The sequence below is a fragment of the Peribacillus sp. GL_122 genome, from assembly GCF_057835005.1.
Genome location: NZ_CM174415.1, coordinates 3,763,267 through 3,785,228, shown reverse-complemented (window position 1 = coordinate 3,785,228; position 21,962 = coordinate 3,763,267). Strand labels below are relative to the sequence as shown.

The following is a 21,962-nucleotide window of genomic DNA, read 5'->3' as shown; positions in this document are numbered from 1 at the left end:
CAAGGAGCCCAAACTATCTGTTTTGGGCTCTTTTCCATACTGGGGAAGATATCATTTTTAAAGAAACCATTTATAAGTCAACATTCACCTTTTTAAAACGACCTATTGGCAGGGAAATGACCAGCATGCCATTCTGGGGTCTTCCTTTTCACATTATTTGCCGAGGTGCCGCTTTTAGAAGTATAATTAAAGAGGAAAACTTTTTTGGAGGTTTTATTTTATGATAAATGAAGAACGTTTAGTTAATGAATTTATGGAGTTGGTGCAGATTGATTCCGAAACGAAAAATGAAGCAGCCATCGCCAAAGTGCTGAAAGAAAAATTGGGGGCACTGGGTGTAGAGGTTTTTGAAGATGATACAACAGCAGTTACTGGTCATGGTGCAGGGAATTTAATATGTACTTTAAAAGGAAATAAAGAAGGCGTAGATACCATTTATTTCACCTCCCATATGGATACGGTTGTACCTGGGAACGGAATCAAGCCTTCCATCAAAGATGGATACATAGTGTCAGACGGAACGACCATTTTAGGTGCGGATGACAAAGCTGGATTAGCGGTCATGTTAGAAACGCTTAAAGTGTTGAAAGAACAGAATATCGAACATGGTACAATCGAATTCATCATTACAGTCGGTGAAGAATCTGGCTTGGTAGGGGCAAAGGCATTGGATCGCTCCCTTGTAACGGCTAAATTCGGTTTTGCACTTGATAGTGATGGAAAAGTGGGCAATGTGGTTGTTGCTGCACCTACTCAGGCGAAAGTAACTGCAACCATTTTAGGGAAGACTGCTCACGCTGGTGTCGCTCCTGAGAAAGGCGTTTCGGCCATTACGATCGCTGCCAAAGCAATCTCTAGAATGCCATTAGGCAGAATCGACGAGGAAACGACAGCTAATATCGGACGTTTCCAGGGGGGACAGCAAACCAATATTGTTTGTGACCATGTTGAAATCCTTGCAGAAGCAAGATCCTTGATTCCTGAAAAAATGGAAATACAGGTAGCGAAAATGAAAGAGGCATTCGAGACTGCAGCCATTGAAATGGGCGGACGTGCTGAAGTTGAAGTTAACGTCATGTATCCTGGTTTTAAATATGGTGCTGGTGATCATGTAGTCGAAATCGCAAGAAAGGCAGCAGAGAAAATCGGCCGTCCTTGCGAGCTGGTTAAAAGCGGCGGAGGAAGCGATGCGAATGTCATTGCTGGCTTTGGCATCCCTACTGTCAATCTCGCAGTGGGCTATGAAGATATCCATACTACGAATGAAAGAATCCCAGTTGAGGAATTAACCAAGCTAGCTGAAATGGTTGTCACTATCATCAAAGAAGTATCAGGGGAATAATCACCCGAAATATGACAGGGAGATGGAGGGGAGTTTCCTGAGTAAATCGAAAATGGCTGACGTATTTCTTGCAGAATGACGATGAATATGCCTTGCCGATTGAATTCATGTTTCCATCGAAAGGCCTGATGCCTTGCTTGCCGGGATATCCTGCAACTAGGTAAATCAGCTCCCGGCTATGATGGTCAAAGGTGGATTGCAATAAAGACGGATATCCTCTCCATCAAACTATTGTCCAGGAACACGTGAAATCTTGATTTTATCGAATATATTCAAGGTGTTGCCGTTTGATTACGATCATTTATCAGCAAAAACTCGTATATATTTGCCAAGGTGTTAACAGTATTGAAGGAATATATTTACAGTCATCAATGACATGATGGCTGTTTTTCTTGGAGTGGAAGCATCTTTCAACGTGGTTACCAAAGATAAATAGGGGTACCTTAATAGAAGTGGTTTTTTATTGGGCCTATTATCCGGTATTTTTTAATTTTACAAGGATGTGACGGTCAAACATGAAGGACATGTATCCCAAAAATGGCAGGGTCATTCTCCATGTAGACATGAATAGTTTCTATGCTTCAGTAGAAATGTCATATGATGTTTCATTAAAAGGCAAACCGCTTGCCATTGCAGGCAATGTTGAAGAAAGAAGGGGCATAATCGTCACCTGCAGCTATGAGGCGAGGAAGTTCGGGGTTAAAACGACCATGCCGATTTGGCAGGCGAAAAAACTATGTCCTCAATTAATCATTCAGAAACCGAATTTCGAGCGTTATCGAAAGGCATCACTGGCTATTTTTGATGTTTTAAGGCAATATACAGAGATGGTTGAACCGGTTTCGATAGATGAGGGGTATCTGGATATTAGTGAATGCGCCGAATTGGGTTCGCCTTTAGATATAGCCAATAGCATTCAGGAAAGAATTTTTAATACGATGGATCTCCCTTGCAGCATCGGGATTGCCCCTAATAAATTTTTGGCCAAAACTGCTTCTGATATGAAAAAGCCAATGGGAATCACCGTGTTAAGGAAACGGGACATTTCGGAAAAGCTCTGGCCTTTACAAGTGGACCAAATGCATGGCATCGGGGATAAGACCTCGGAAAAGCTTCAAACTATCGGGATAATGACGATCAGGGACCTTGCACACGCCAATGATAGTCAACTTAAACAGCTTCTAGGGATCAATGGCATCCGTTTGAAAGATAGGGCTAATGGAATCGACCCAAGGGCAGTGGATCCCGAAGCGATTTTTGAGCATAAGAGCATTGGAAACTCGACAACTCTTCCGCATGACTCCACCAATCAAAAAGAACTGATAGGTGTATTGGATAAGCTTTCCGGAAAGGTAGCCGTCCGTTTGAGAAATAAACGCCTGCTTGGTCAAAAAATAGGTGTGACGATCCGTTACAAAGACCGCCGCACAATAACGAGAAGCAGAACGGTCCCTAATCCAGTTTTTGAAAAAAAGGATATTTTGGATGGAGCTATCGATCTCTTTATGAAAAATTGGAATGGGGAAGGAATCAGGCTTCTTGGTGTCACGGCCTATGATGTCATCGAAAAAGAGTCGGCCTTCAAGCAACTGGATATTTTCTCCTTTCAAGAGGATGCAGAAAAAGAACCTCTGTATGAAGCGATGGAACACTTGCAAAATAAGTACGGAGAAAATATTATTAAAAAGGGATTACCCTTGAAAAACCGTTCAATTGGAACAGACACTAGCTTCAGCAAAGATTTCTTTGGGCAATCCAGGAGGAATGATCCTTCTTTTGACAAAGAATAGCGTACAAGCTGTGTAAAGATATAGAGAAGGGAAAGATGAAGCATGACAAAACAACAGATTGGCGTTATCGGACTAGCCGTAATGGGCAAGAACCTTGCATTTAATATTGAAAGCAGGGGATATTCAATTTCCGTGTATAATCGCTCAGGATCAAAAACGGACGAAATGATGAAGGAAGCGGAAGGCAAAAACGTAACAGCCGCTTATACGCTTGAAGAATTCGTCAATTCTTTGGAAACGCCACGCAAAATTTTATTGATGGTTAAAGCCGGAGCGGCAACGGATGCAACGATCGAGCAATTAAAACCGTTACTTGAAAAAGGTGATATCGTTATTGATGGAGGGAATACCTTCTTCAAGGACACTCAGCGCCGCAATGAGGAATTAAGCAAGCTTGGCATCCATTTCATCGGTACAGGCGTGTCAGGAGGGGAAGAAGGAGCTCTAACAGGTCCATCCATCATGCCTGGTGGTCAAAAAGAAGCATATGAACTTGTTGCACCGATCTTGAAGGATATTTCAGCTAAGGTCGATGGTGATGCTTGCTGTACGTATATCGGACCGGATGGGGCAGGTCATTATGTTAAAATGGTACATAATGGTATTGAATACGGGGACATGCAATTGATTTCCGAATCTTATTTCCTTCTGAAAAATCTCCTTGGACTATCTGCTGAAGAATTCCATGAAGTCTTTACTGAATGGAATGAAGGGGAACTTGATAGCTATTTAATTGAAATTACTGCTGATATTTTCAAAAAATATGATGAAGAAACCGGCAAGCCGATGGTCGATGTCATTTTAGATAAAGCTGGCCAAAAAGGTACAGGGAAATGGACAAGTCAAAGTGCGCTTGATCTTGGTGTTCCGCTTCCAATCATTACGGAATCCGTGTTTGCACGGTTTATTTCAGCAATCAAGGACGAGCGTGTTGAAGCGAGTAAAATCCTTCGTGGTCCAAAAGCCGAATCATTTACAGGCGACAAAAAGGCTTTGATTGAAAATATCCGTAAAGCACTTTATATGAGCAAAATCTGTTCATATGCACAAGGATTTGCACAAATGAAAGCAGCATCAGAAGAAAATGACTGGAACTTGCAATATGGGGAAATCGCGATGATTTTCCGTGGCGGCTGTATCATTCGTGCACAATTCCTCCAAAAAATCAAGGAAGCGTACGATCGTGAAGCGAACTTGAACAATCTTCTTCTAGATCCATACTTCCAAGGGATCGTCGAAAGCTATCAAGGAGCTTTACGTGAGGTAGTGTCAACGGCTGTGATGAACGGAATTCCGGTTCCTTGCTTATCATCAGCACTTGCCTATTTCGACAGCTATCGCACAGAAACGCTGCCAGCTAACCTGATTCAAGCTCAACGTGACTATTTTGGAGCTCATACTTATCAACGCATTGATAAAGAAGGAACGTTCCATACCGAATGGATGGAAAAATAAAAAGTTCAAGCCGGCTTAAAAGGGGATTCCCCTTTATACCGGCTTTTTTTGGTTGTAATTTTCATCATGTTAAGGACCTCGAATGCACAGAAAAAAGGGCGCTTTTTTGCGCCCTCTTTTTTTACTATCTCCGATGCCCTACAAGATCAATGACCCCTAATACAACATGTGCCAAACCGAAACCAAAAACCGTATTAGCTACCATTTTGTTTGAACCCCGGGTCTGCTTCATTGCATAACCCGCAGCTGTCACGGCTGTGCCCAACGCTGTTGGAATTAATCCTTCACGAATGTCCATAAGTTTAATCCCTCCGCACCGAAGTTAGTGGTGCCGTCCTCTGGCACCTTTTCTAGTGTAACCTTAGCAAGGATTTAGCATTCTTTTTCCATGAGGGTGAAAATGGTAAAAATGAACTAGTTGTAAATAGTTCCAATTTATTTACCTTTTTTAGGGAAAATGTAGTATGATGTATGTCATTCATCCTTGCTTTTTAGGTTTAAACATCTGCGGAAAAAGGAATATAAACATTGAAAGAGTTGGACGGACCGTAGGATACAGTAGGCATAAAGAAGAGAGAAGGAGCGGAGACTTATGTTCATCATCTGGTGGGCTGTAGCCATTTTTTTATTTTTCATTGCCTTAGAATCTGGTGTTTCCTTTTGGCTTAATTCAGAAATAGAGGAAGAAATGTCTAAGCCCAAGGAAATGTTTGATATTATCCGGAATAAATTGCTGAGGAAGAGTGTTTCATGAATGAAGAAGGGATGCAGATTCAAATCTGCATCCCTTCTTCATTTCAATCTACATCATTTTGGTTATTCTTGATTTCCCACCAAATATGTCCATCTTCTTCCAGGAGTTCATCGGATGCCAGCGGACCTGTGGATCCCGCTTCATAGTTAGGGAAAGACTCGTCCTTAGTATTTTCCCATGCATTGGAAATGGTATCGACGAACTTCCATGATAGGGCAACCTCGTCCCAATGCGTAAAGTTTGTAGCATCCCCGCGCATGCTGTCAAACAATAGCTTTTCATATGCCTCAGGAGAATTGATGTGTTCGATGCCTTTGTTGGAGACGGTCAGCTTCACTGGCTTTGTATTGGATGTCGTCCCGGATTTCTTAACATTTAAGTACAGTGTGATACCTTCGTCAGGCTGGATATGGATAACGAGAAGATTCGGGTTCAGCGTTTCTTCCGTTTTATAATACAGATTCATTGGGATATCTTTGAATTGAACGACGATATTCGTTGATTTGACATCCATCCTCTTACCGGTACGGATATAAAAAGGAACACCGGCCCAACGGAAGTTATCAATCATCAATTTACCCGCCACATAGGTCTCTGTGTTGGATTCGGGATCTACGTTATGTTCATTGCGGTAGGCCGGAAGTGTTTGACCGTCTATCGTTCCTTCACCATATTGGCCACGGACGAAGTATTGATTGACTTCGTCCACTTTCATTGGTCGAAGTGAGCGCAATGCCCGCACTTTTTCGCTTCGAATCTCTTCTGTCGTCAAAGCGATCGGGGGTTCCATGGCAAGCAAGGCCACCATTTGCAGCAGATGGTTTTGGACCATATCCCTTAGGGCACCGCTGGTTTCATAATAACGCCCACGTTCTTCAACGCCAAGTGTTTCGCTTGAAGTAACCTGGATATTGGATATATATCTGTTATTCCAAAGCGGCTCGAATAGGGCATTTGAAAAACGTATTACCTCAATATTTTGTACCATTTCTTTACCTAAATAATGATCGATACGGTAGATTTCATCTTCAGCGAATGCAGTCCGAATCTGCTCATTCAATTTTTGTGCTGTTTCGAAACTGTGTCCAAATGGCTTTTCTATGACAAGGCGCTTATATCCATTCGTGTCGGTCAGGCCTTGAGCTTTAATCTGTTCGGCAATCGTTCCGAAAAACTCGGGTGCCATTGCCAAATAGAAGATCCGGTTTCCTTCTAATTGATATTGTCCGTCCAACTTTTCGGCAATGTCTTTTAACTGCAGGTATGATTCCGAACTGGAGACATCATGGGAGTGATAATGGAAATGGGAAATGAATTCGTCGACCTTTTCTTCCGCATGTCCGAACGTAAGTATGGAATCCTTGACACTTGTTTGGAACTCCTCGTTCGTCAAGGGCCTCCTTGCTACTCCAACGACGGCGAACTTATTGATTTTCTCTTTTTGAAATAGTCGATATATGGAAGGAAACAATTTCCTTTTCGCTAAATCTCCGGTAGCACCAAAAATCATGATCAATGCTGTTGGTTTATTATTTTCTGTCATGTTAAAACCTCAACTTTCCGTTAAATCTATCTATAAAGTTGGAATTCCCGTATGTGTACCAATTTCTAATTTTACGTTTAGCTTTCCCTCAAAGCAATCAATTTGCGCATTTTTTCTCATATTTCATTAAATGTTTAATTTGGTTTCGGTTTTAATGAGTCATAAATGAAAGAGCACCTTGGTTATGCTATAGTTAAGTCATAAAGTATTTGCAACGGAGGTAGTATGAGTGGATTTCGTTTTATTGGGTACAGGCGCTGGCGTTCCGGCTAAAGCGCGTAATGTGACATCAATCGCCCTTCAATTATTGGAAGAACGAGGGACGGTTTGGTTATTCGATTGTGGGGAAGCAACACAGCATCAAATATTAAAAACGGCGGTCAAACCGCGAAAGGTTGAAAAGATCTTCATCACCCATTTACATGGTGACCACATCTTCGGACTGCCTGGATTTTTAAGCAGCAGATCTTTTCAGGGCGGAGTGGATAAATTGACCGTATATGGTCCACAAGGCATAGATGCATTTATTAAGACGAGCTTGCAGGTGAGTGGAACTCATTTAAAATATCCCTTGGAAATCATCGAAATAGAAGAAGGCGCAGTGTTTGAGGACGAAAAATTCACGGTGACGGCCATGTCGCTTGATCATGGCATTTACAGCATCGGTTACCGAATTGTGGAAAAAGACCGTCCGGGAAGCTTACTGGTCGACCGGCTGCGGTCTGAAGGTGTGAAGCCGGGGCCTCTTTTTAAAGCATTGAAAAATGGACAAACGGTCCGTCTCGATGATGGCCGTGTTTTAAATGGGAAGGACTATCTCAGTGCTCCGCAAAAAGGCCGGATCATCACGATTCTTGGTGATACAAGAATGTGCAGCAATGCGCTCATTCTTGCTGAATCGGCGGATTACCTTGTTCATGAAGCTACATTTTCAGCGGAAGAGTCCGAAATGGCATCAGCCTATTATCATTCGACCACCGTTCAGGCTGCAGAAACGGCTTTGAAAGCGGGAGCTAAGCATCTAATCCTTACGCATATCAGCTCACGGTATACTCCGGAGGATGCCGAGAGGCTAAAAGAGGAAAGCAAAGCGATCTTTGCAAACACGATTATGGGTGAAGATTTAATGGCAATTAAAGTTCCTTTGTATTCAGAGGAATCGGGCAGCTGAAATCAAAGCCAATGTTTGGTATAATTAATCAATTGTTCATTGGATATTTAAAGGAGTGTAAATATGACTGACAAAAGTGACCTACATACTAAAGCAATGGATTTTCTCCTAAAAACAAGCCGTACTTTTTTCATTCCAATCAGCTATCTTCCAAAGGGATTAAAAGAGGCTATTGGAGCTGCATACCTTTGCATGCGCGCCATCGATGAGATCGAGGACCACCCAGGTCTTCCTTCAGATATTAAGGTTTCCCTTTTACAGGCTCTTAGTGAGCTGCTTGATGCGGATTTCAGGGAAGAAGACCTTAAATCGTTATTTGAACCATATAAGGATGATCTTCCCGAGGTGACCCTGTTTCTTTCGGATTGGATTGAATTTTGTCCTCCCGGTGCAAAAGACAAAGTCTTGGAGTCGACAAAGGAAATGGCCGAAGGCATGGCAAAATGGGTTACGAAGGACTGGCAAATCCATAATGAAGAGGAACTCGATGATTACACATATTATGTTGCAGGTTTAGTGGGGGTCATGCTGTCTGATATGTGGAACTGGTACGATGGAACCGAAACGGACCGTGAACTTGCCATCGCATTTGGCCGTGGTCTTCAAACGGTCAATATCCTGCGTAACCGTGAGGAAGATGCAGAACGCGGTGTAAACTTTTATCCGGATGGCTGGGGTTTCGACGAGATGCTTGCCCATACGGAACATAATCTTGCATTAGCCGATGCATACATTGGAGAGATTGAAACGAAAGAGATCATCCACTTCTGTAAAATCCCCTTGGAATTGGCAAAAGCCACATTGAAAGCCCTAAAAGAAGGCAAAGAAAAAATCGATCGTACTACAGTTACCGAAATTGTCAGCCAGGTTGTCGAACACTGATTTTTCATAAAGCTGCTGTGAAAGTTACCATACCTTTCACAGCAGCTTTTTTCATGTTTTACATTCAGAACTCAAAAAATTCTAAAAAGTTAAAAAATATATTGGAATAATTGGGACTAAACGATTATAATTTAGGAAATAAAAGCGAAAAAGTTGACGTCGCTAGAAAAAACCTAATCTTAAATAAGAAAAAAGCGGGGGGAAAATATGAAAAAGAAATTATATTCAACTGCAGCTATGACATTGGTCGCAGGGTTATTATTGGCTGGGTGTGGAAATGACAAGGAAAAAGATGCGGCAAAGGATGACAGCAAAAAGGATACCTTCAACATTGGGGTAACACAAATCGTTCAGCATGATTCGCTGGATCAGGCTTATGAAGGATTCCAGGCGGCATTGAAGGATAGTGACATCAATGCCAAATATGATCTTCAAATTGCACAGGGTGACCAAAATAACAGTCAAACGATCGCCAATAACTTTGTTGGGGATAAAGTGGATTTAATCTTTGCCAATTCTACTCCTAGTGCTCTTAGCGCTTTGAATGCGACAAAGGATATACCAATCGTTTTTACATCGGTTACCGATCCTGTAGCGGCGGAGCTCGTTACATCTTTGGATAAGCCAGGCGGAAATGTGACGGGTACGACGGATTCCCATCCTGAAGCCATTGCCAAATCAATGAAATTCCTAGCGGAAGAACTTGGCGCCAAGACAATTGGGACCGTTTATAATACAGGGGAGCAAAATTCCGTCGTCCAAATAAAAAACGTAAAAGCGGAAGCGAAAAAAGCGGGATTGAAAGTCGTGGAAGCATCCGTCTCCACTTCAGCCGAGGTTAAACAGGCAACGGAATCATTAATCGGAAAAGCCGATGCTTTCTATATCATTACTGATAATACCGTTGTCTCCGCACTGGAATCGGTCATTTCGGTGGCAAATGATAAAGATATTCCATTGTTTGTTGGTGAGCTTGATTCCGTGAATGCTGGTGGTTTTGCAGCATATGGCTTCAGTTACTATGATATTGGTTATGAAGCGGGGCAAAAAGCGGTTGAAATCTTGAAGGATGGCAAAAAGCCTGGAGATATCCCGGTTCAATATCCACAAAAACTGAAATTGGTCATCAATGAAAAGGCAGCAAAAGATATGGGTGTTGAAATAAAAGAAGAATGGAAAGCAGATGCTGAGTTTGTAAAATAAACTCTGCTTTTGTTCGGGGAAGGAAGAAAAAAAATGTTCTCAGCTTTATTCAACTCTTTTGAGTCGGGAATGATTTATGCGATCATGGCACTAGGTGTGTATTTAACATTCAGGATTCTCGACTTCCCGGATATGACAGTGGAAGGCAGTTTTGTGACAGGGGCCTCTGTGGCCGCCATTATGATCGTTAACGGTTTCTCGCCAGTCATGGCCACGTTTTGTGCCATGGTAGCAGGGTTCATCGCGGGGACAATAACGGGATTCCTGCATACGAAAGGAAAAATCAATCCACTTCTGGCAGGTATCTTAATGATGATTGCCCTCTATTCCATCAATTTAAGGATCATGGGTGCATCTAATATTCCGTTGCTTTCTCAAACGACCATTATCACGAATATCCAGGATGCCTGGGCTGGCACTGGTATGGACAATATGTTGAATGGTCTTTTATCGATCGTGGGCCTTGGTGATAGTTTGCCAAAAACGTGGGCCATACTAATTGTTATGTTGATCGTGGCTTTAATCATTCAAGCTGGAATGTCAGCTTTTTTAAAAACGGAAATCGGTCTTGCTTTACGTGCGACGGGTGATAATGAAGCAATGGTCAAGAGTTTTTCCGCCCATACAGGAAACATGAAGATCCTGGGCCTTGCGATCGGAAATGCACTTGTGGCGTTCTCGGGATCCTTGGTTGCCCAATATAACGGGTTTAGCGATATTGGCATGGGGATTGGAATCATCGTCATCGGATTGGCATCCGTTATAATTGGCGAAGCATTATTTGGCTCAAAAACGATTGCACGTGCGACCCTTGCGGTCATTGGAGGAGCAATCATTTACCGAATTGTCGTAACATTGGCGCTGCGCGTAGAATTCCTTGATACGGGTGATGTTAAATTAATTACGGCACTTATTGTGGTAGGGGCACTTGTCATTCCGAAAATTACCGATAAACAAAAGGAAAAAAGCCGAAAGAAAAGGCGTCTCAAAGAAATACAGATGCGCCATGGTGGGACTTTATCGAAAGGGGGAGAAGGATATGCTTCAGTTAAATCAGATTTATAAGGTCTTTAACGAAGGGACACCAGATGAAAAGCTAGCCCTTGGGAATCTGGAACTGCAGATGACAAAAGGCGAATTTGTAACAGTCATCGGGAGTAATGGAGCAGGTAAATCGACGCTGATGAACATGATATCCGGCAAAATTCTCCCTGATGCCGGTGAAGTCATCATTGATGGTGAAAATGTATCGGCCATTGAAGAACATGCCCGTGCTAAAATGATTGGCCGCGTTTTTCAGGATCCCATGCTTGGTACGGCACCACATATGACGATTGAAGAAAATATGGCGATTGCCTATGGCAGAACCAATAGAAGAGGTTTGGGCTTTGGGGTGACAAAAAAACGGAAAGAACTTTTTAAAGAATGTTTGGGTACCCTTCATTTAGGCTTGGAAAATCGGATGACTGCAAAAGTGGGATTATTATCAGGAGGGGAGCGCCAAGCATTATCATTGTTGATGGCGACCTTCACCGATCCTAAAATCCTGCTTCTTGATGAACATACAGCCGCTCTCGATCCTTCCAGGGCAGAGCTTGTTACAAATCTGACGAAGGAAATCGTCGAAAAGAACAAGCTAACGACATTGATGGTGACTCACAATATGCAACAGGCAATCGATCTTGGAAATTCCTTGATCATGATGGATAAAGGACAAATCATTTTTGAAGCAAGAGGTGCTGAAAAGCAGAAGCTTACCGTTGAAAAACTGCTTAACGAATTCCAGCGCATCAAAGGCGAAAAAATGCTCAATGACCGTGCAGTGTTGATTTAAGATGAGAAAAGGCCCGACCCAGGTGAGATTAATCCTTGGGTCGAGCCTTTTTATTTTTGGGGTGATTAATTAGATCAGGTCCTATTACTGAAGAAATGCTCGGCATAAGAAAAATGGCTATCGTGGGGTGCTTTTATGATCCATCTTGAATGATAATCGATGTTAATCGCTGTCGGCTGTGCTCCATGATGAACTATCGTTCTTTCTGTTTCCAAAAATCATTTTTATGAATGGCTTTTTCTTCGTCTTTTTAGTGGCAGCAGCTTCTTCAGCCGCAAGGAAATAATCAAACGGCTGACCCATTGGTGTTTCTAACGCTTCGATACGGGCTTCGAGTTTCTTAACGAGTTTGTGCATTTCTTCCATTTCACTTCTGTGCTGTAAAAGCTGATAGGATACAACATCGTCCGCTTTTGTTTTCAGACCATTTTCAAGCCTGGTGACCCGTTCTAGCAGTTGATCATGTTCTTTATCCGGTTCGGAGTGTTTCTGGATGGTTGCTTTTCTAATCTTTTTCTCTGAGATGCTGACCTTTTGGAGAATGATGCCCTCGTTCAGCTGATCTTGGATTTTTCTCAATAATGCAATGTCTTCTTCCGAAAACTGGTAGTGGCCAAGCTGATTCCGTTCTACTTCCATGTTCAATTGGGTGACCCAGCGTTGAATCGTACTATGGGAAACATTCAGTAACCGGGCAACTGCACTTGTATTCATCGAGATTCCCCCTTTTAGTTGTTGAATTCGATAAGTATGAGGGAATTCCTTTACAGATGACAAAACATGTATTCATTCGGCAAAGAAAGTGGAATTCCTACGTAATTTGCATAAGGAGCGTTGTTAGGAACTTTAAGAAGCATTTGTGATGGTGTGGCTGATGGTCAATCAAGCTATAAAGGGAAAAGTGATCCAGATGTCGAATTTACCCTTAAAACATTGAAAAAGGAGGACTAGTATGAACAGGATCAATATTATAACTTTAGGTGTCAGGGATATTACTGAATCATTAAGGTTTTACCGGGACGGGTTGGGGTTTCGTACATCGATTAAAGAGGACGAACCCGCAATCGTTTTTTTTAATAATGCCGGAACGAAACTTGCTTTGTATCCTTTAGAGGAGCTGGCCAAAGACATCAATGAGAAGGAACCGCCTAAGAAAAAGGGTTTCCCGGGTCTTACGCTCGCTTATAATGCTAAATCAATTGAAGAAGTGGATGATGTGATCAACAAGGCTGAAAAGGCTGGGGGAACAATCGAGAAATCACCTCAGGATGTTGTTTGGGGAGGATACAGCGGATATTTTTCAGACCTCGATGGTTACTATTGGGAGGTTGCGTATTCAAAGGATTGGAGTTTCGATGAAAATGATATGTTGATTATAAAGTAACGCTCACTCCGGAAGGATTACCCTTTATAGGATGTCCGGATCATAAAAAGGGCTGTTGCCTGGCCGCTGCCGTAGGAGTGGCCAGGCAACAGCCGATCATCATGCGGCTTACTGCGAAACTACATATTTGGCTAGTTCTTTACTTATTTGATTGCCCATTCGCTTTGATTGCTCTGTCGCTTCTTGTACACAGGCAATGAATGCTTCTTCCACTTGATGTGCTTGAAGTGCTTTCAGACCTGCTTCAGTCGTTCCACCTGGTGAAGTTACTTCCTTTCTTAGTACGGCAGGCGTTTTAGGTGATTTCTGTAACATATCGGCCGCACCCATCAGTGTCTGTAGAATCAATTGCTTGGCGGTTTCGGAATCGAGACCTATTTTTTCTGCTGATTTTTCCAATGCCTCGACTAAGTAATAAATATAAGCCGGACCGCTGCCTGATAAGCCTGTTACCGCATCTAGCTGGGTTTCTTCGACCACTGCCACCGTACCTACCGTTTCAAAAAGGGTAATCGCCGTTTGTAATTGCGAGTCTTTCGTATGACCGTTAGCCGCAAGGGCCGTTGCTGATTTTCCTACAGCTGCCGATGTATTAGGCATGGCACGGACGATCGAGAACCGCTTGTTGGCGATTCCTTCCAAGCTTGTTGTATGAACCCCGGCAACAACGGAAATGAACAGCATTTCCTCACGAATGTATTCTTTTATTGATTGCATCGTTTCTAAAATATCTTTCGGTTTCACCGCCAGTACGACAAGGCTTGCATCCTGTACTAATTGCTGCAGCGATCTTGTGGCAGTTACACCATATTGGTTCTTTAAATAATCAAACCGTTCATCATTTGATTTATTTGTTACAAAAATATTTGCTGGTTCAATTACCTGTTGGGTCACCAGCCCCGAAATGATTGCTTCTGCCATCGATCCAGCTCCGATAAACGCGATTTTTTTCATATCTCCCGCTCCTTTTTCTTTTAAATTTTCGGCCTTTTTTTAAAAAACAAAAAGACCCCTCATCCAATAAAGGACGAAAGGTCTAGCTTCCGTGGTACCACCTTTGTTCAACTTTTCCATAACAAATAAATAGAAAAGCTGCACTTGAATCCTCTAACGCGGGAATTACGTCAGGTTTTCCTGAAGGCTCATAAGGTAGGTTCAATAATGAGGGGGCGATGAAGCCTTTCAGCACATTCCGAGCTTCACTCTCTTTACGCCATCATAAATTTACTTGGCCTTAATCAATGCCACGCCGTCTTTAATTACTTGTGATTATGAAGGATATATCAGTACTCTGTCAATGATAATATATGCAAGGACGATAAAAAGTAGACATGAATTATGTGAAAATAATGACAGTGATTTAAAATACATGTAAAATGGTAATTATACATGATAAGTGTACTAGGAATCTTGTTTAGCGTATAAAAAGATTTATATAAATATAATTTTCTAAGGTGGAAAAGATTATGGCGAATTGGAATGGAGATATTGCAAAACTTGCTTTGCCCACGCCGTTTGCAGTGGGTGATGTGAATGTTTATGTAGTTAAAGGTGATGCTTTAACGTTATTCGATACTGGAGTGAAAACAAAACGATCAAAGGAAGCCCTGACTAACGGGCTTGGGGATTTGGGTCTGAAACTGACTGATATCGAACAAATCATTTTAACCCATCATCATCCTGATCATGCTGGTGCACTCGATTTCTTTGAAAAGGAAATCCCGGTTTATGGACACAAAAACAATCAGCGCTGGCTGACTATCAGTGATGAATTCCTTGAAACCCATAATCGTTTTTTCCTTGATTATGCCACAAAGTTCGGGGTGGCAGAAGAGTTGAAAAATAAACTGATCCATAATCGCGACGAAATCAGTTTCCTTAGTGAACGGAAGCTTCAAGGATATTTGGCTGAGGGTGATGAGCTCCCTGGTCTTCCAGGCTGGAAAGTGATCGAGACTCCAGGGCATGCTCAAAGCCATTTATCTTTTTACCGGGAAAGTGACGGTGTCATGATCGCAGGCGATCACTTGCTTGCCAAGATCTCACCTAATCCATTAATGGAACCACCTTTACTTCCCGGAGGCATGAGGCCTCGTCCGTTACTGCAATATAATGCATCACTTCAGAAATTATTGGATTTTTCCATATCCACTGTTTACTCTGGACATGGATCTGAAGTGGAAGGAGATGCGGTTGCCGACTTGATTCAATATCGATTTGAGCGGCAGCATAACCGTGCCATGCAGGTGAAAAGCATGCTTCAAGATAGGCCTTTATCTGCCTTTGAAGTGTGTCAGCAGCTTTTTCCGAAAGTATACCTTCAGGAAGTGGGCCTGACACTTTCGGAAACGGTCGGACAGCTGGACTATTTAGAAGACTTGGGTGAAGTCGAAACAGAAATCCAATCAGGGGTCATTCTGTATTCAATCGCTTAATGTTCGCAAGGAGGCTCACTTTTTTGAATAAGTTGCAAGGCAAAGTTATTGTTATTACCGGTGCTTCCGGAGGGATTGGCAAGGAAGTTGCCATTCAAAGTGCAAAGCAGGGAGCCCGTCTCGTCCTCTTGGCCAGAAGCCTGGATAAATTACTGCAGCTAAAGAATGAACTGATCACCCAATATGGGATTGATGCATATGCCTATAAGCTTGATGTTGCAGATACTGATCAGGTGACAAATGTATTTAATGATATCCATGCGCAAATAGGAGAAGTGGATGTGTTGGTCAACAATGCTGGTTTCGGCACATTTAAAGAAGCACAGGATACGGAATTAAATGAAACGAAAGCAATGTTTGCTGTCAACGTCATTGGATTAATGGCCTGCACAAAGCTGGTTCTCCCGTATATGAAGCAGAGAAAAGCGGGGCATATCATCAACATAGCTTCACAGGCCGGTAAAATCGCCACTCCTAAATCAACATTGTACTCTTCGACCAAGTTCGCTGTTCTTGGTTATTCAAACGCACTTCGGCTCGAGCTGATGGATGATCATGTTTTTGTGACTACCGTCAATCCTGGCCCTATAGAAACGAATTTCTTTAACATTGCGGATGAATCAGGTACATACTTAAAGAATGTTGAAAAATTCATGCTTAAGCCTGGAGATGTCGCTGCCAAAATCGTAGCGGCGATGCTGACCAATAAGAGGGAAATCAATCTCCCTGGCTGGATGAATTTAGCTGGGAAATGGTATAACATGTTTCCAAAGATCACTGAAACATTAGGAAAAAAAGCATTTTTTAAAAAGTAGGCTAGACCTTCGATACCGGAAAAGGAGAAAGTTGGTCTAATGATAGGCAAAGGGGAATGTCGATGACATTCCCCTTTTTGAAATGACCGAAGTTTTCTATGTTAAATAATTTGGTAACTATTTCAGGGGGAATTCGTCTATTTCTATTAGGAGGGATTTGTATGAAGATGATAGTGAACCTTTATATCTCTATATTCGTTGCCCTTATTCTGGGTAGCTGCCAATCTCCTGATTGGAACATGGAGGAAGTCATTGATAAGGGGGAAGAAGGTTTCATTACGGATCTGGACGATAAAAGGATTTTGATTAAAGGGACGTATTATAAGGTGACCAATGATACATATATTCAAGATCAACATGGTAATGACCTCGAGTATTCCGACCTGGAAATCGGGATGAAAGTGAAGCCATGGCACCGGGGCGGGGTGAAGAAATCATTTCCTGGGAAAGCGGAAGCGGAACTGATTCTTGTTTTGACGGATGAAAAAAGCTTAGCCGAACAAAGAGCGGTCACTGCTGCCATCAATCATGTCAGCAAAGCGGAAAGTCAGCGATTCATGGTTCTCGAAGTCGTCCATTTACCATTAGAGCATGTTTATAATATCGAAATGATGAATCGTTCAAACTTAGACTCTTCATTCATCGTGACAGTAGAGGATTTAACGGATGAAATATTATATATAAAATAAAACAACCGGACTGAATCACTTTGGTTCTGTCCGGTTGTTTTATGGGGATTCGCTTACAAGAATAAGATCTTGTCCTGATTTTATAAAGTTTTCGCACCTAAATATTTTGGTTTCCAATAAGAATTATCCATATCCGTGATGGTTATTCCTTTAGAAGACGTAGCACTAATGAATTGACCATTTCCGATATAGATCCCAACATGGGATACTCCTGTTCTTCCAGAAGAAGTATCAAAGAATACAAGATCGCCCTTAGCTGGTGAAGATACTTTTAAACCTGTATTGGAATAGAGCAATGATGTTGTACGCGGTAAGGTAATTCCTTGTGATTTCTGGAATACATAATAGACGAAGCCCGAGCAGTCGAATCCAGTCGGTGTCGTCCCGCCCCATTTGTAAGGTTTGCCTATTAAGGTTTTTGCATAGCTTACCAGGCTTGTATTATTGACATTATAAACACCAAGCGCATTAAATGTGCCTCGGCCGGCAATCCCATCGGCAGTTAACCCTTTGGCTTTTTGGAATTTTTTTACTGCAGATACAGAATAGGTGCCGTAATATGTAGTCAGTGAACCTGTATATGTGAAATAACCTTTGGTTTTTAAAAGTTGTTGTAGTTGTTTGACATCGCTGTGTGTCATTCCGGGTCTGAGGGTTTGATCTCCAATATTTGCAAAGGCTTGCAGTGGGGTTAGCATCATGGCAGATGCAACAGCAGCTGAAGCGATCCATTTCTTCATAATTTTCATTTCCTCTCTATCTATCTCTCTATAATTCTTAACAATATTATCCTACAATACCATTATGACAATTAGACATAGATTTGGTTACAGTTTCATTACAAAAAATGAGCAGTAAGACTAAAATATAAGCGGACGAAAGCCTGTTGAAAAGGGTGGACGAATTTAAAAAAACTGAGCATAAGGATCCATTAAAAAATATTCAAGCTACTAATGATTCTCTTTTAAAAAAACAATTTGGATATGGAGTTTAAATTTGGTATTTTATCCATTTTCAGTATCGATTATATTTTTCAAGGAAATTACAATAAAAAGTAGAAATTTGTATGAAAACTTCCATTGAATAAGAACGTATATTCGGTTAAAGTTATGAATATAATAAAAGCGAACGTATATTCTTGTTAGGGTGAAGAAATGATGGATTATGGAACGATGCCGAAACAATCAATTATGTGTATCGATATGAAAAGTTTTTATGCAAGCTGTTCAGCAGTCATGCTTGGTCTGGACCCGCTTGATTGTTATCTGGCAGTGGTTGGTGATTTGAAGAGGACAGGGAGCATTGTGCTCGCGGCTTCTCCAAAAATGAAGAAGGAATTTGGCATCAAGACAGGGTCGCGGATGTTTGAGATCCCGAATGATCCGAGGATTGTCGTCGTTGAACCTAAAATGGCGACCTATTTAAGGGTTTCGACGGAAATCACCCGCTTGTTCAACCGTTATGTGCCCAAAGAAGCGATTCACGTATATAGTGTGGACGAAAGTTTTGTGAAAGTCGATGGTGCCGCTTCTTTATGGGGAGATGCCCGGATGATAGCTGAAAAGATAAAGGATGAAATCGAACGCGAATTACAGCTCCCTTGTGCAATTGGAATTGGACCGAACATGCTTATGGCAAAACTTTGCCTTGATTTGGATGCCAAACATAAAGGGATTGCCGAATGGAAGTATGAGGATGTGCCAAGCAAACTTTGGCCGATTTCCCCGCTTCGTGAAATGTGGGGGATCGGCAGGCGCGTTGAAAAAACCCTTCATGGAATGGGGATATTTACAGTTGGGCAGCTTGCCAATTATGATCTTGAATTACTTGAAGCGAAGTTTGGAATTATGGGCAATCAGCTTTACCACCATGCGTGGGGAATAGATTTATCCGATATGGGGGCAGCGATCATCGAAGGGCAGGTAAGCTTCGGCAAAAGTCAAATCCTGCTGCGGGATTATAAGGAGGAGCATGAGGTAAAGCAGGTCATGCTGGAAATTTGCGAAGAAGTTGGAAGAAGGGCACGCACCCATCGCAAGGCAGGGAGAACGGTGAGCCTAAGCATTGGTTACAGCAAGGATGAGTTTGGCGGAGGTTTCCATCGTTCGCGTTCGATTAGCGAACCTACCAACATTACGATGGAGTTATATAAAGTTTGCCTGGAGCTTTTTCATGAGAACTATAAGCAAAAAACGGTTCGGAGCATAGAGGTCAGACTCTCGAATATTGTGGATGATAACGAAATGCAGCTGACTTTATTCGATGCTTCGCGCTGGAAGAAGCGGGAATTGAGTTACACGGTTGATCGAATCCGCCATAAATATGGAGCCAAATCGTTATTGCGTGCGGTTTCGTATACGGAAGCGGGTACAGCCGTTTACCGAAGCAGGCTGCTTGGTGGGCATAAGGCGTAAGGGTGACTTTGAAGGGAGGGAAAAGAATGATTCGTGATCGCGGCCGTATCAAATGGACATCGATGATGTTACCGGAGCATGTGAAGATGCTGCGGGATTGGGTGGTGGAGGATGGCTATGAAACGAAGCGCATCCTGGATGAGCAGCAACTGGAAGAAATGAATGCGGTAATGGGGGAAGCGATGGAGGAAAGAAAGGATGTTACGATTGCTCATTATGAAGGAAACCGGTATCAGCTGTTAATCGGCAGGATCCATTATTATAATGAGCCCACCCAAAAGCTTCATATCGTTGATCGGTTTCAGCAGGTTCACTATATCAGGCTTTCCGATATAGCGGATGTAAGGATAATGGAATGATGAGCGGAAAGGCTGTTCCAGGGGACAGCCTTTCATTTTCGAAACGGCATCGTGATGAAAGGGATCACGGGGCGTAAGAGAATCGGCATTGTTAGCACGGTCTTCGTGTGGCTGATCTTGCAAAAGGAAGCAGGCAGTTTCTTTAACAGAAGCGTTTTTATCGTTTATAATAGGGAAAGGAAAGACATCGGGAGGCGTGCAATCATGTATATTGAATGGACGGAAACAGCGGCTGAGAAAATAGTCGATAAAGTACAGGGACAAGAAGGATATTTACAGTTGAAATATGATACTGATGGCTGTGGCTGCGTGGTAAGTGGTGTGACCGCGCTATGGTGGGTCAACGAACCTGAAGAAGGTACCGAAAAAGTGGAAACAAACGGGATTCCTCTATATGTGGAGAAATCAAAAATGATTTTTCTTGATGAAGTCATGAAAATAGACTTTGTTCCGGAAGCGAACAGCTTTCAATTAAAAAGTCCGAATCAAATCTTAAATCCGAGGATGAGCTTTTTTAATAAAATCTAAATGAAGCAAAGAGGGAATCTTGGATTCCCTCTCTTTCTTCTCAGACAAGTTTTAAAAACTGATCGATTTGATCTTCATATTCTTTTGGATTTTCATTATAAGATTGAGCGTGGGCCCCTTTTTTAGCGATGTACAGCTGCTTTGGGCCCTCTTTTGCTGCATATAATTCCGCTGTCATGTAAGCGGGAATGAAACTGTCGTTTTCACTATGGATGAAGAGCACGGGGTTTCGGATATTTTTCATATAATCGATTGGTGATACTTCATTGGTCCAATACCCATCCCGGAGTTTGATGAACGTACGCCCAAGCGGAAACACGGTCCAAGAGGGAAGTGGGACTACATGTTTAAGCTGGTGTTTGATCTGATCCTCGAAATTTGAAAATGGACAGTCGGCAATGTAAAAATCAGCACCATCTTCAAGCATTCCGGCATATAAAAGCAGGGTTACAGCCCCCATGGATTCTCCATGAATGCCAATATGAAGGTCGGGACCTTTACGTCTTTTCAATTCATCGATTACGGCCTTCAGGTCGAATTTTTCATAATGTCCATAACTGCTCGTCTTGCCACCGGAATCCCCATGCCGGCGGTGGTCATAAATGATAGCATTGAAGCCCCGCTTAAGAAAAATATTCATGTACTTAATCGAATTGACTTTGTTCTCCGTCACACCATGAGAAATGACCACCCACTTATTAGTATCATGCGGTTCGATAAACAAGCATTTCAAGGAATATCCGGATGGTGACGATACCCAAATTTCCGTTTTAGGCAGATTATCAAAATCCTCCGTGATCAGGCGTTTAGCCATGATTTCACGATTCTGGATAAAATCATCTTCCTTCTTTTTCATGTACATGATCCGATTGGAAAAATAAATGCCGACGCCGATGATATACGATAGGATTCCAGCCAGTGTAAACCACCATTTCTTCATGAGAGGTCCTCCTCGGTTGATTTTCTTTATTTTACCATGAGGGAAATGGGAAAACACTGTTTGAAAACCATGACGAGGAAAACGGCAGTCGTGATATAATAATTTCATAAATGGCCAGGAGGTTTTAAGGGTGAAAAAGAAACAGCAGCGAAATCAAAATCAAAGCAAAAACCAAGATAAAGATTCATCTTCATTGAAACTTGGTGATATGATCAATCAAGATATCATGTCCCAGCTTCGTCAAAAGCAAAAGGAACTTAATGAGGCTGAACAAGAAAAAAGGGCAGCGGAAGAAGAAAAAAAACGCGAAGAAAGAAAGCGTCGGGAGAAGAATAAATCATTCGAAGAACTATTGGGTGAAAGCAATCTGAACTGGAAGAACTATAAATGAAGAACAGGGGGCAGTTTAAGTTTTAAGAGGGCT

23 protein-coding genes are annotated in these 21,962 nt (G+C 42.2%); 17 read left to right on the top strand and 6 right to left on the bottom strand.

The features are described from left to right. The first annotated feature begins 220 nt into the window (after positions 1 to 220). The 3 genes from AC3ISB_RS18265 to gndA all read left to right on the top strand — a co-directional run bounded on the left by AC3ISB_RS18265 (position 221) and on the right by gndA (position 4,587). On the top strand, positions 221 to 1,342 hold the full coding sequence (locus tag AC3ISB_RS18265; RefSeq protein ID WP_480338665.1) for a tripeptidase T: 1,122 nt from the start codon (positions 221 to 223) through the stop codon (positions 1,340 to 1,342). Between the two features lie 515 nt (positions 1,343 to 1,857). Beyond that, positions 1,858 to 3,132 carry a DNA polymerase IV gene (locus AC3ISB_RS18260; protein WP_377408324.1) on the top strand — a complete coding sequence of 425 codons (1,275 nt, stop codon included), beginning with the start codon at positions 1,858 to 1,860 and terminating at the stop codon, positions 3,130 to 3,132. A gap of 42 nt (positions 3,133 to 3,174) precedes the next feature. Then, a complete protein-coding gene (gene gndA / locus AC3ISB_RS18255; protein WP_098369868.1) occupies positions 3,175 to 4,587 on the top strand; it encodes an NADP-dependent phosphogluconate dehydrogenase in 1,413 nt (470 codons plus the stop codon). Positions 4,588 to 4,711: 124 nt separating this feature from the next. Here gndA and AC3ISB_RS18250 read toward each other — a convergent pair whose 3' ends face one another. Then, on the bottom strand, positions 4,712 to 4,885 hold the full coding sequence (locus AC3ISB_RS18250) for an asparagine synthase (protein WP_489273804.1): 174 nt from the start codon (positions 4,883 to 4,885) through the stop codon (positions 4,712 to 4,714). Between the two features lie 294 nt (positions 4,886 to 5,179). Between AC3ISB_RS18250 and AC3ISB_RS18245 the strand changes: the two genes are divergently transcribed. Then, a complete protein-coding gene (locus tag AC3ISB_RS18245) occupies positions 5,180 to 5,341 on the top strand; it encodes a hypothetical protein (protein ID WP_179890982.1) in 162 nt (53 codons plus the stop codon). A gap of 43 nt (positions 5,342 to 5,384) precedes the next feature. Here the strand turns inward: AC3ISB_RS18245 and zwf are convergent, their stop codons facing one another. Further along, positions 5,385 to 6,884 (bottom strand): glucose-6-phosphate dehydrogenase, encoded by a 1,500-nt coding sequence (zwf, locus tag AC3ISB_RS18240; protein WP_098369869.1) that lies wholly within the window; start codon positions 6,882 to 6,884, stop codon positions 5,385 to 5,387. Positions 6,885 to 7,113: 229 nt separating this feature from the next. Between zwf and rnz the strand changes: the two genes are divergently transcribed. The 5 genes from rnz to AC3ISB_RS18215 all read left to right on the top strand — a co-directional run bounded on the left by rnz (position 7,114) and on the right by AC3ISB_RS18215 (position 11,974). Then, a complete protein-coding gene (gene rnz / locus AC3ISB_RS18235) occupies positions 7,114 to 8,055 on the top strand; it encodes a ribonuclease Z (RefSeq protein WP_098369870.1) in 942 nt (313 codons plus the stop codon). Positions 8,056 to 8,118: 63 nt separating this feature from the next. Then, entirely contained in the window at positions 8,119 to 8,937 is an 819-nt protein-coding gene (locus AC3ISB_RS18230; RefSeq protein ID WP_339200283.1) for a squalene/phytoene synthase family protein, read from the top strand. 207 nt (positions 8,938 to 9,144) lie between these two features. Next, positions 9,145 to 10,140 carry an ABC transporter substrate-binding protein gene (locus AC3ISB_RS18225; RefSeq protein ID WP_063233125.1) on the top strand — a complete coding sequence of 332 codons (996 nt, stop codon included), beginning with the start codon at positions 9,145 to 9,147 and terminating at the stop codon, positions 10,138 to 10,140. A 33-nt stretch (positions 10,141 to 10,173) separates the two neighbouring features. Beyond that, on the top strand, positions 10,174 to 11,205 hold the full coding sequence (locus tag AC3ISB_RS18220; protein WP_098369872.1) for an ABC transporter permease: 1,032 nt from the start codon (positions 10,174 to 10,176) through the stop codon (positions 11,203 to 11,205). Beyond that, entirely contained in the window at positions 11,180 to 11,974 is a 795-nt protein-coding gene (locus AC3ISB_RS18215) for an ABC transporter ATP-binding protein (RefSeq protein ID WP_076365488.1), read from the top strand. The genes AC3ISB_RS18220 and AC3ISB_RS18215 overlap by 26 nt, the downstream gene beginning before the upstream one ends. A 162-nt stretch (positions 11,975 to 12,136) precedes the next feature. On the opposite strand, the gene AC3ISB_RS18210 is transcribed toward AC3ISB_RS18215, so the two are convergent. Continuing rightward, positions 12,137 to 12,688: a MerR family transcriptional regulator gene (locus AC3ISB_RS18210; RefSeq protein ID WP_489273803.1), complete on the bottom strand. Its 552-nt coding sequence runs from the start codon at positions 12,686 to 12,688 to the stop codon at positions 12,137 to 12,139. Between the two features lie 238 nt (positions 12,689 to 12,926). Here AC3ISB_RS18210 and AC3ISB_RS18205 point away from each other — a divergent pair, with 238 nt between their 5' ends. Then, positions 12,927 to 13,358 carry a VOC family protein gene (locus AC3ISB_RS18205; protein ID WP_480338666.1) on the top strand — a complete coding sequence of 144 codons (432 nt, stop codon included), beginning with the start codon at positions 12,927 to 12,929 and terminating at the stop codon, positions 13,356 to 13,358. Positions 13,359 to 13,466: 108 nt separating this feature from the next. Here the strand turns inward: AC3ISB_RS18205 and proC are convergent, their stop codons facing one another. Further along, positions 13,467 to 14,312, bottom strand: a complete 846-nt coding sequence (gene proC, locus AC3ISB_RS18200) for a pyrroline-5-carboxylate reductase (protein ID WP_098370097.1) — start codon at positions 14,310 to 14,312, stop codon at positions 13,467 to 13,469. A gap of 512 nt (positions 14,313 to 14,824) precedes the next feature. Between proC and AC3ISB_RS18195 the strand changes: the two genes are divergently transcribed. The 3 genes from AC3ISB_RS18195 to AC3ISB_RS18185 all read left to right on the top strand — a co-directional run bounded on the left by AC3ISB_RS18195 (position 14,825) and on the right by AC3ISB_RS18185 (position 17,297). Next, entirely contained in the window at positions 14,825 to 15,793 is a 969-nt protein-coding gene (locus AC3ISB_RS18195; RefSeq protein ID WP_098369876.1) for an MBL fold metallo-hydrolase, read from the top strand. A 23-nt stretch (positions 15,794 to 15,816) separates the two neighbouring features. Continuing rightward, positions 15,817 to 16,608 (top strand): SDR family NAD(P)-dependent oxidoreductase, encoded by a 792-nt coding sequence (locus AC3ISB_RS18190; protein WP_260399628.1) that lies wholly within the window; start codon positions 15,817 to 15,819, stop codon positions 16,606 to 16,608. A gap of 161 nt (positions 16,609 to 16,769) precedes the next feature. After that, complete coding sequence (locus tag AC3ISB_RS18185; protein WP_098369878.1) at positions 16,770 to 17,297, top strand: DUF3221 domain-containing protein; 528 nt, start codon at positions 16,770 to 16,772, stop codon at positions 17,295 to 17,297. An 80-nt stretch (positions 17,298 to 17,377) separates the two neighbouring features. Here AC3ISB_RS18185 and AC3ISB_RS18180 read toward each other — a convergent pair whose 3' ends face one another. Further along, complete coding sequence (locus tag AC3ISB_RS18180; RefSeq protein ID WP_098369879.1) at positions 17,378 to 18,037, bottom strand: C40 family peptidase; 660 nt, start codon at positions 18,035 to 18,037, stop codon at positions 17,378 to 17,380. Positions 18,038 to 18,451: 414 nt separating this feature from the next. Between AC3ISB_RS18180 and AC3ISB_RS18175 the strand changes: the two genes are divergently transcribed. The 3 genes from AC3ISB_RS18175 (at position 18,452) to AC3ISB_RS18165 (ending at position 20,598) form a co-directional block, all read left to right on the top strand. Beyond that, entirely contained in the window at positions 18,452 to 19,711 is a 1,260-nt protein-coding gene (locus AC3ISB_RS18175) for a Y-family DNA polymerase (protein ID WP_098369880.1), read from the top strand. A 26-nt stretch (positions 19,712 to 19,737) separates the two neighbouring features. Next, the gene (locus AC3ISB_RS18170; RefSeq protein WP_141993873.1) at positions 19,738 to 20,070 is read left to right on the top strand and encodes a YolD-like family protein; all 333 of its coding nucleotides are present in this window, start codon (positions 19,738 to 19,740) and stop codon (positions 20,068 to 20,070) included. 204 nt (positions 20,071 to 20,274) lie between these two features. After that, the gene (locus AC3ISB_RS18165; protein WP_098370098.1) at positions 20,275 to 20,598 is read left to right on the top strand and encodes an iron-sulfur cluster biosynthesis family protein; all 324 of its coding nucleotides are present in this window, start codon (positions 20,275 to 20,277) and stop codon (positions 20,596 to 20,598) included. 40 nt (positions 20,599 to 20,638) lie between these two features. Here the strand turns inward: AC3ISB_RS18165 and AC3ISB_RS18160 are convergent, their stop codons facing one another. Beyond that, on the bottom strand, positions 20,639 to 21,538 hold the full coding sequence (locus tag AC3ISB_RS18160; protein WP_480338667.1) for an alpha/beta hydrolase: 900 nt from the start codon (positions 21,536 to 21,538) through the stop codon (positions 20,639 to 20,641). Between the two features lie 130 nt (positions 21,539 to 21,668). On the opposite strand from AC3ISB_RS18160, the gene AC3ISB_RS18155 reads away from it, so the two are divergent. Continuing rightward, positions 21,669 to 21,929 (top strand): YqkE family protein, encoded by a 261-nt coding sequence (locus AC3ISB_RS18155; protein ID WP_098369883.1) that lies wholly within the window; start codon positions 21,669 to 21,671, stop codon positions 21,927 to 21,929. Positions 21,930 to 21,962 lie beyond the last annotated feature (33 nt).

Bases quoted from the DNA above. Each gene is read 5' to 3' on its own strand.
- AC3ISB_RS18265 (WP_480338665.1), top strand. From the start codon at position 221: ATGATAAATGAAGAACGTTTAGTTAATGAATTTATGGAGTTGGTGCAG.
- AC3ISB_RS18260 (WP_377408324.1), top strand. From the start codon at position 1,858: ATGAAGGACATGTATCCCAAAAATGGCAGGGTCATTCTCCATGTAGAC.
- gndA (WP_098369868.1), top strand. From the start codon at position 3,175: ATGACAAAACAACAGATTGGCGTTATCGGACTAGCCGTAATGGGCAAG.
- AC3ISB_RS18250 (WP_489273804.1), bottom strand. From the start codon at position 4,885: ATGGACATTCGTGAAGGATTAATTCCAACAGCGTTGGGCACAGCCGTG.
- AC3ISB_RS18245 (WP_179890982.1), top strand. From the start codon at position 5,180: ATGTTCATCATCTGGTGGGCTGTAGCCATTTTTTTATTTTTCATTGCC.
- zwf (WP_098369869.1), bottom strand. From the start codon at position 6,884: ATGACAGAAAATAATAAACCAACAGCATTGATCATGATTTTTGGTGCT.
- AC3ISB_RS18230 (WP_339200283.1), top strand. From the start codon at position 8,119: ATGACTGACAAAAGTGACCTACATACTAAAGCAATGGATTTTCTCCTA.
- AC3ISB_RS18225 (WP_063233125.1), top strand. From the start codon at position 9,145: ATGAAAAAGAAATTATATTCAACTGCAGCTATGACATTGGTCGCAGGG.
- AC3ISB_RS18220 (WP_098369872.1), top strand. From the start codon at position 10,174: ATGTTCTCAGCTTTATTCAACTCTTTTGAGTCGGGAATGATTTATGCG.
- AC3ISB_RS18215 (WP_076365488.1), top strand. From the start codon at position 11,180: ATGCTTCAGTTAAATCAGATTTATAAGGTCTTTAACGAAGGGACACCA.
- AC3ISB_RS18210 (WP_489273803.1), bottom strand. From the start codon at position 12,688: ATGAATACAAGTGCAGTTGCCCGGTTACTGAATGTTTCCCATAGTACG.
- AC3ISB_RS18205 (WP_480338666.1), top strand. From the start codon at position 12,927: ATGAACAGGATCAATATTATAACTTTAGGTGTCAGGGATATTACTGAA.
- proC (WP_098370097.1), bottom strand. From the start codon at position 14,312: ATGAAAAAAATCGCGTTTATCGGAGCTGGATCGATGGCAGAAGCAATC.
- AC3ISB_RS18195 (WP_098369876.1), top strand. From the start codon at position 14,825: ATGGCGAATTGGAATGGAGATATTGCAAAACTTGCTTTGCCCACGCCG.
- AC3ISB_RS18185 (WP_098369878.1), top strand. From the start codon at position 16,770: ATGAAGATGATAGTGAACCTTTATATCTCTATATTCGTTGCCCTTATT.
- AC3ISB_RS18180 (WP_098369879.1), bottom strand. From the start codon at position 18,037: ATGAAGAAATGGATCGCTTCAGCTGCTGTTGCATCTGCCATGATGCTA.
- AC3ISB_RS18175 (WP_098369880.1), top strand. From the start codon at position 18,452: ATGATGGATTATGGAACGATGCCGAAACAATCAATTATGTGTATCGAT.
- AC3ISB_RS18170 (WP_141993873.1), top strand. From the start codon at position 19,738: ATGATTCGTGATCGCGGCCGTATCAAATGGACATCGATGATGTTACCG.
- AC3ISB_RS18165 (WP_098370098.1), top strand. From the start codon at position 20,275: ATGTATATTGAATGGACGGAAACAGCGGCTGAGAAAATAGTCGATAAA.
- AC3ISB_RS18160 (WP_480338667.1), bottom strand. From the start codon at position 21,538: ATGAAGAAATGGTGGTTTACACTGGCTGGAATCCTATCGTATATCATC.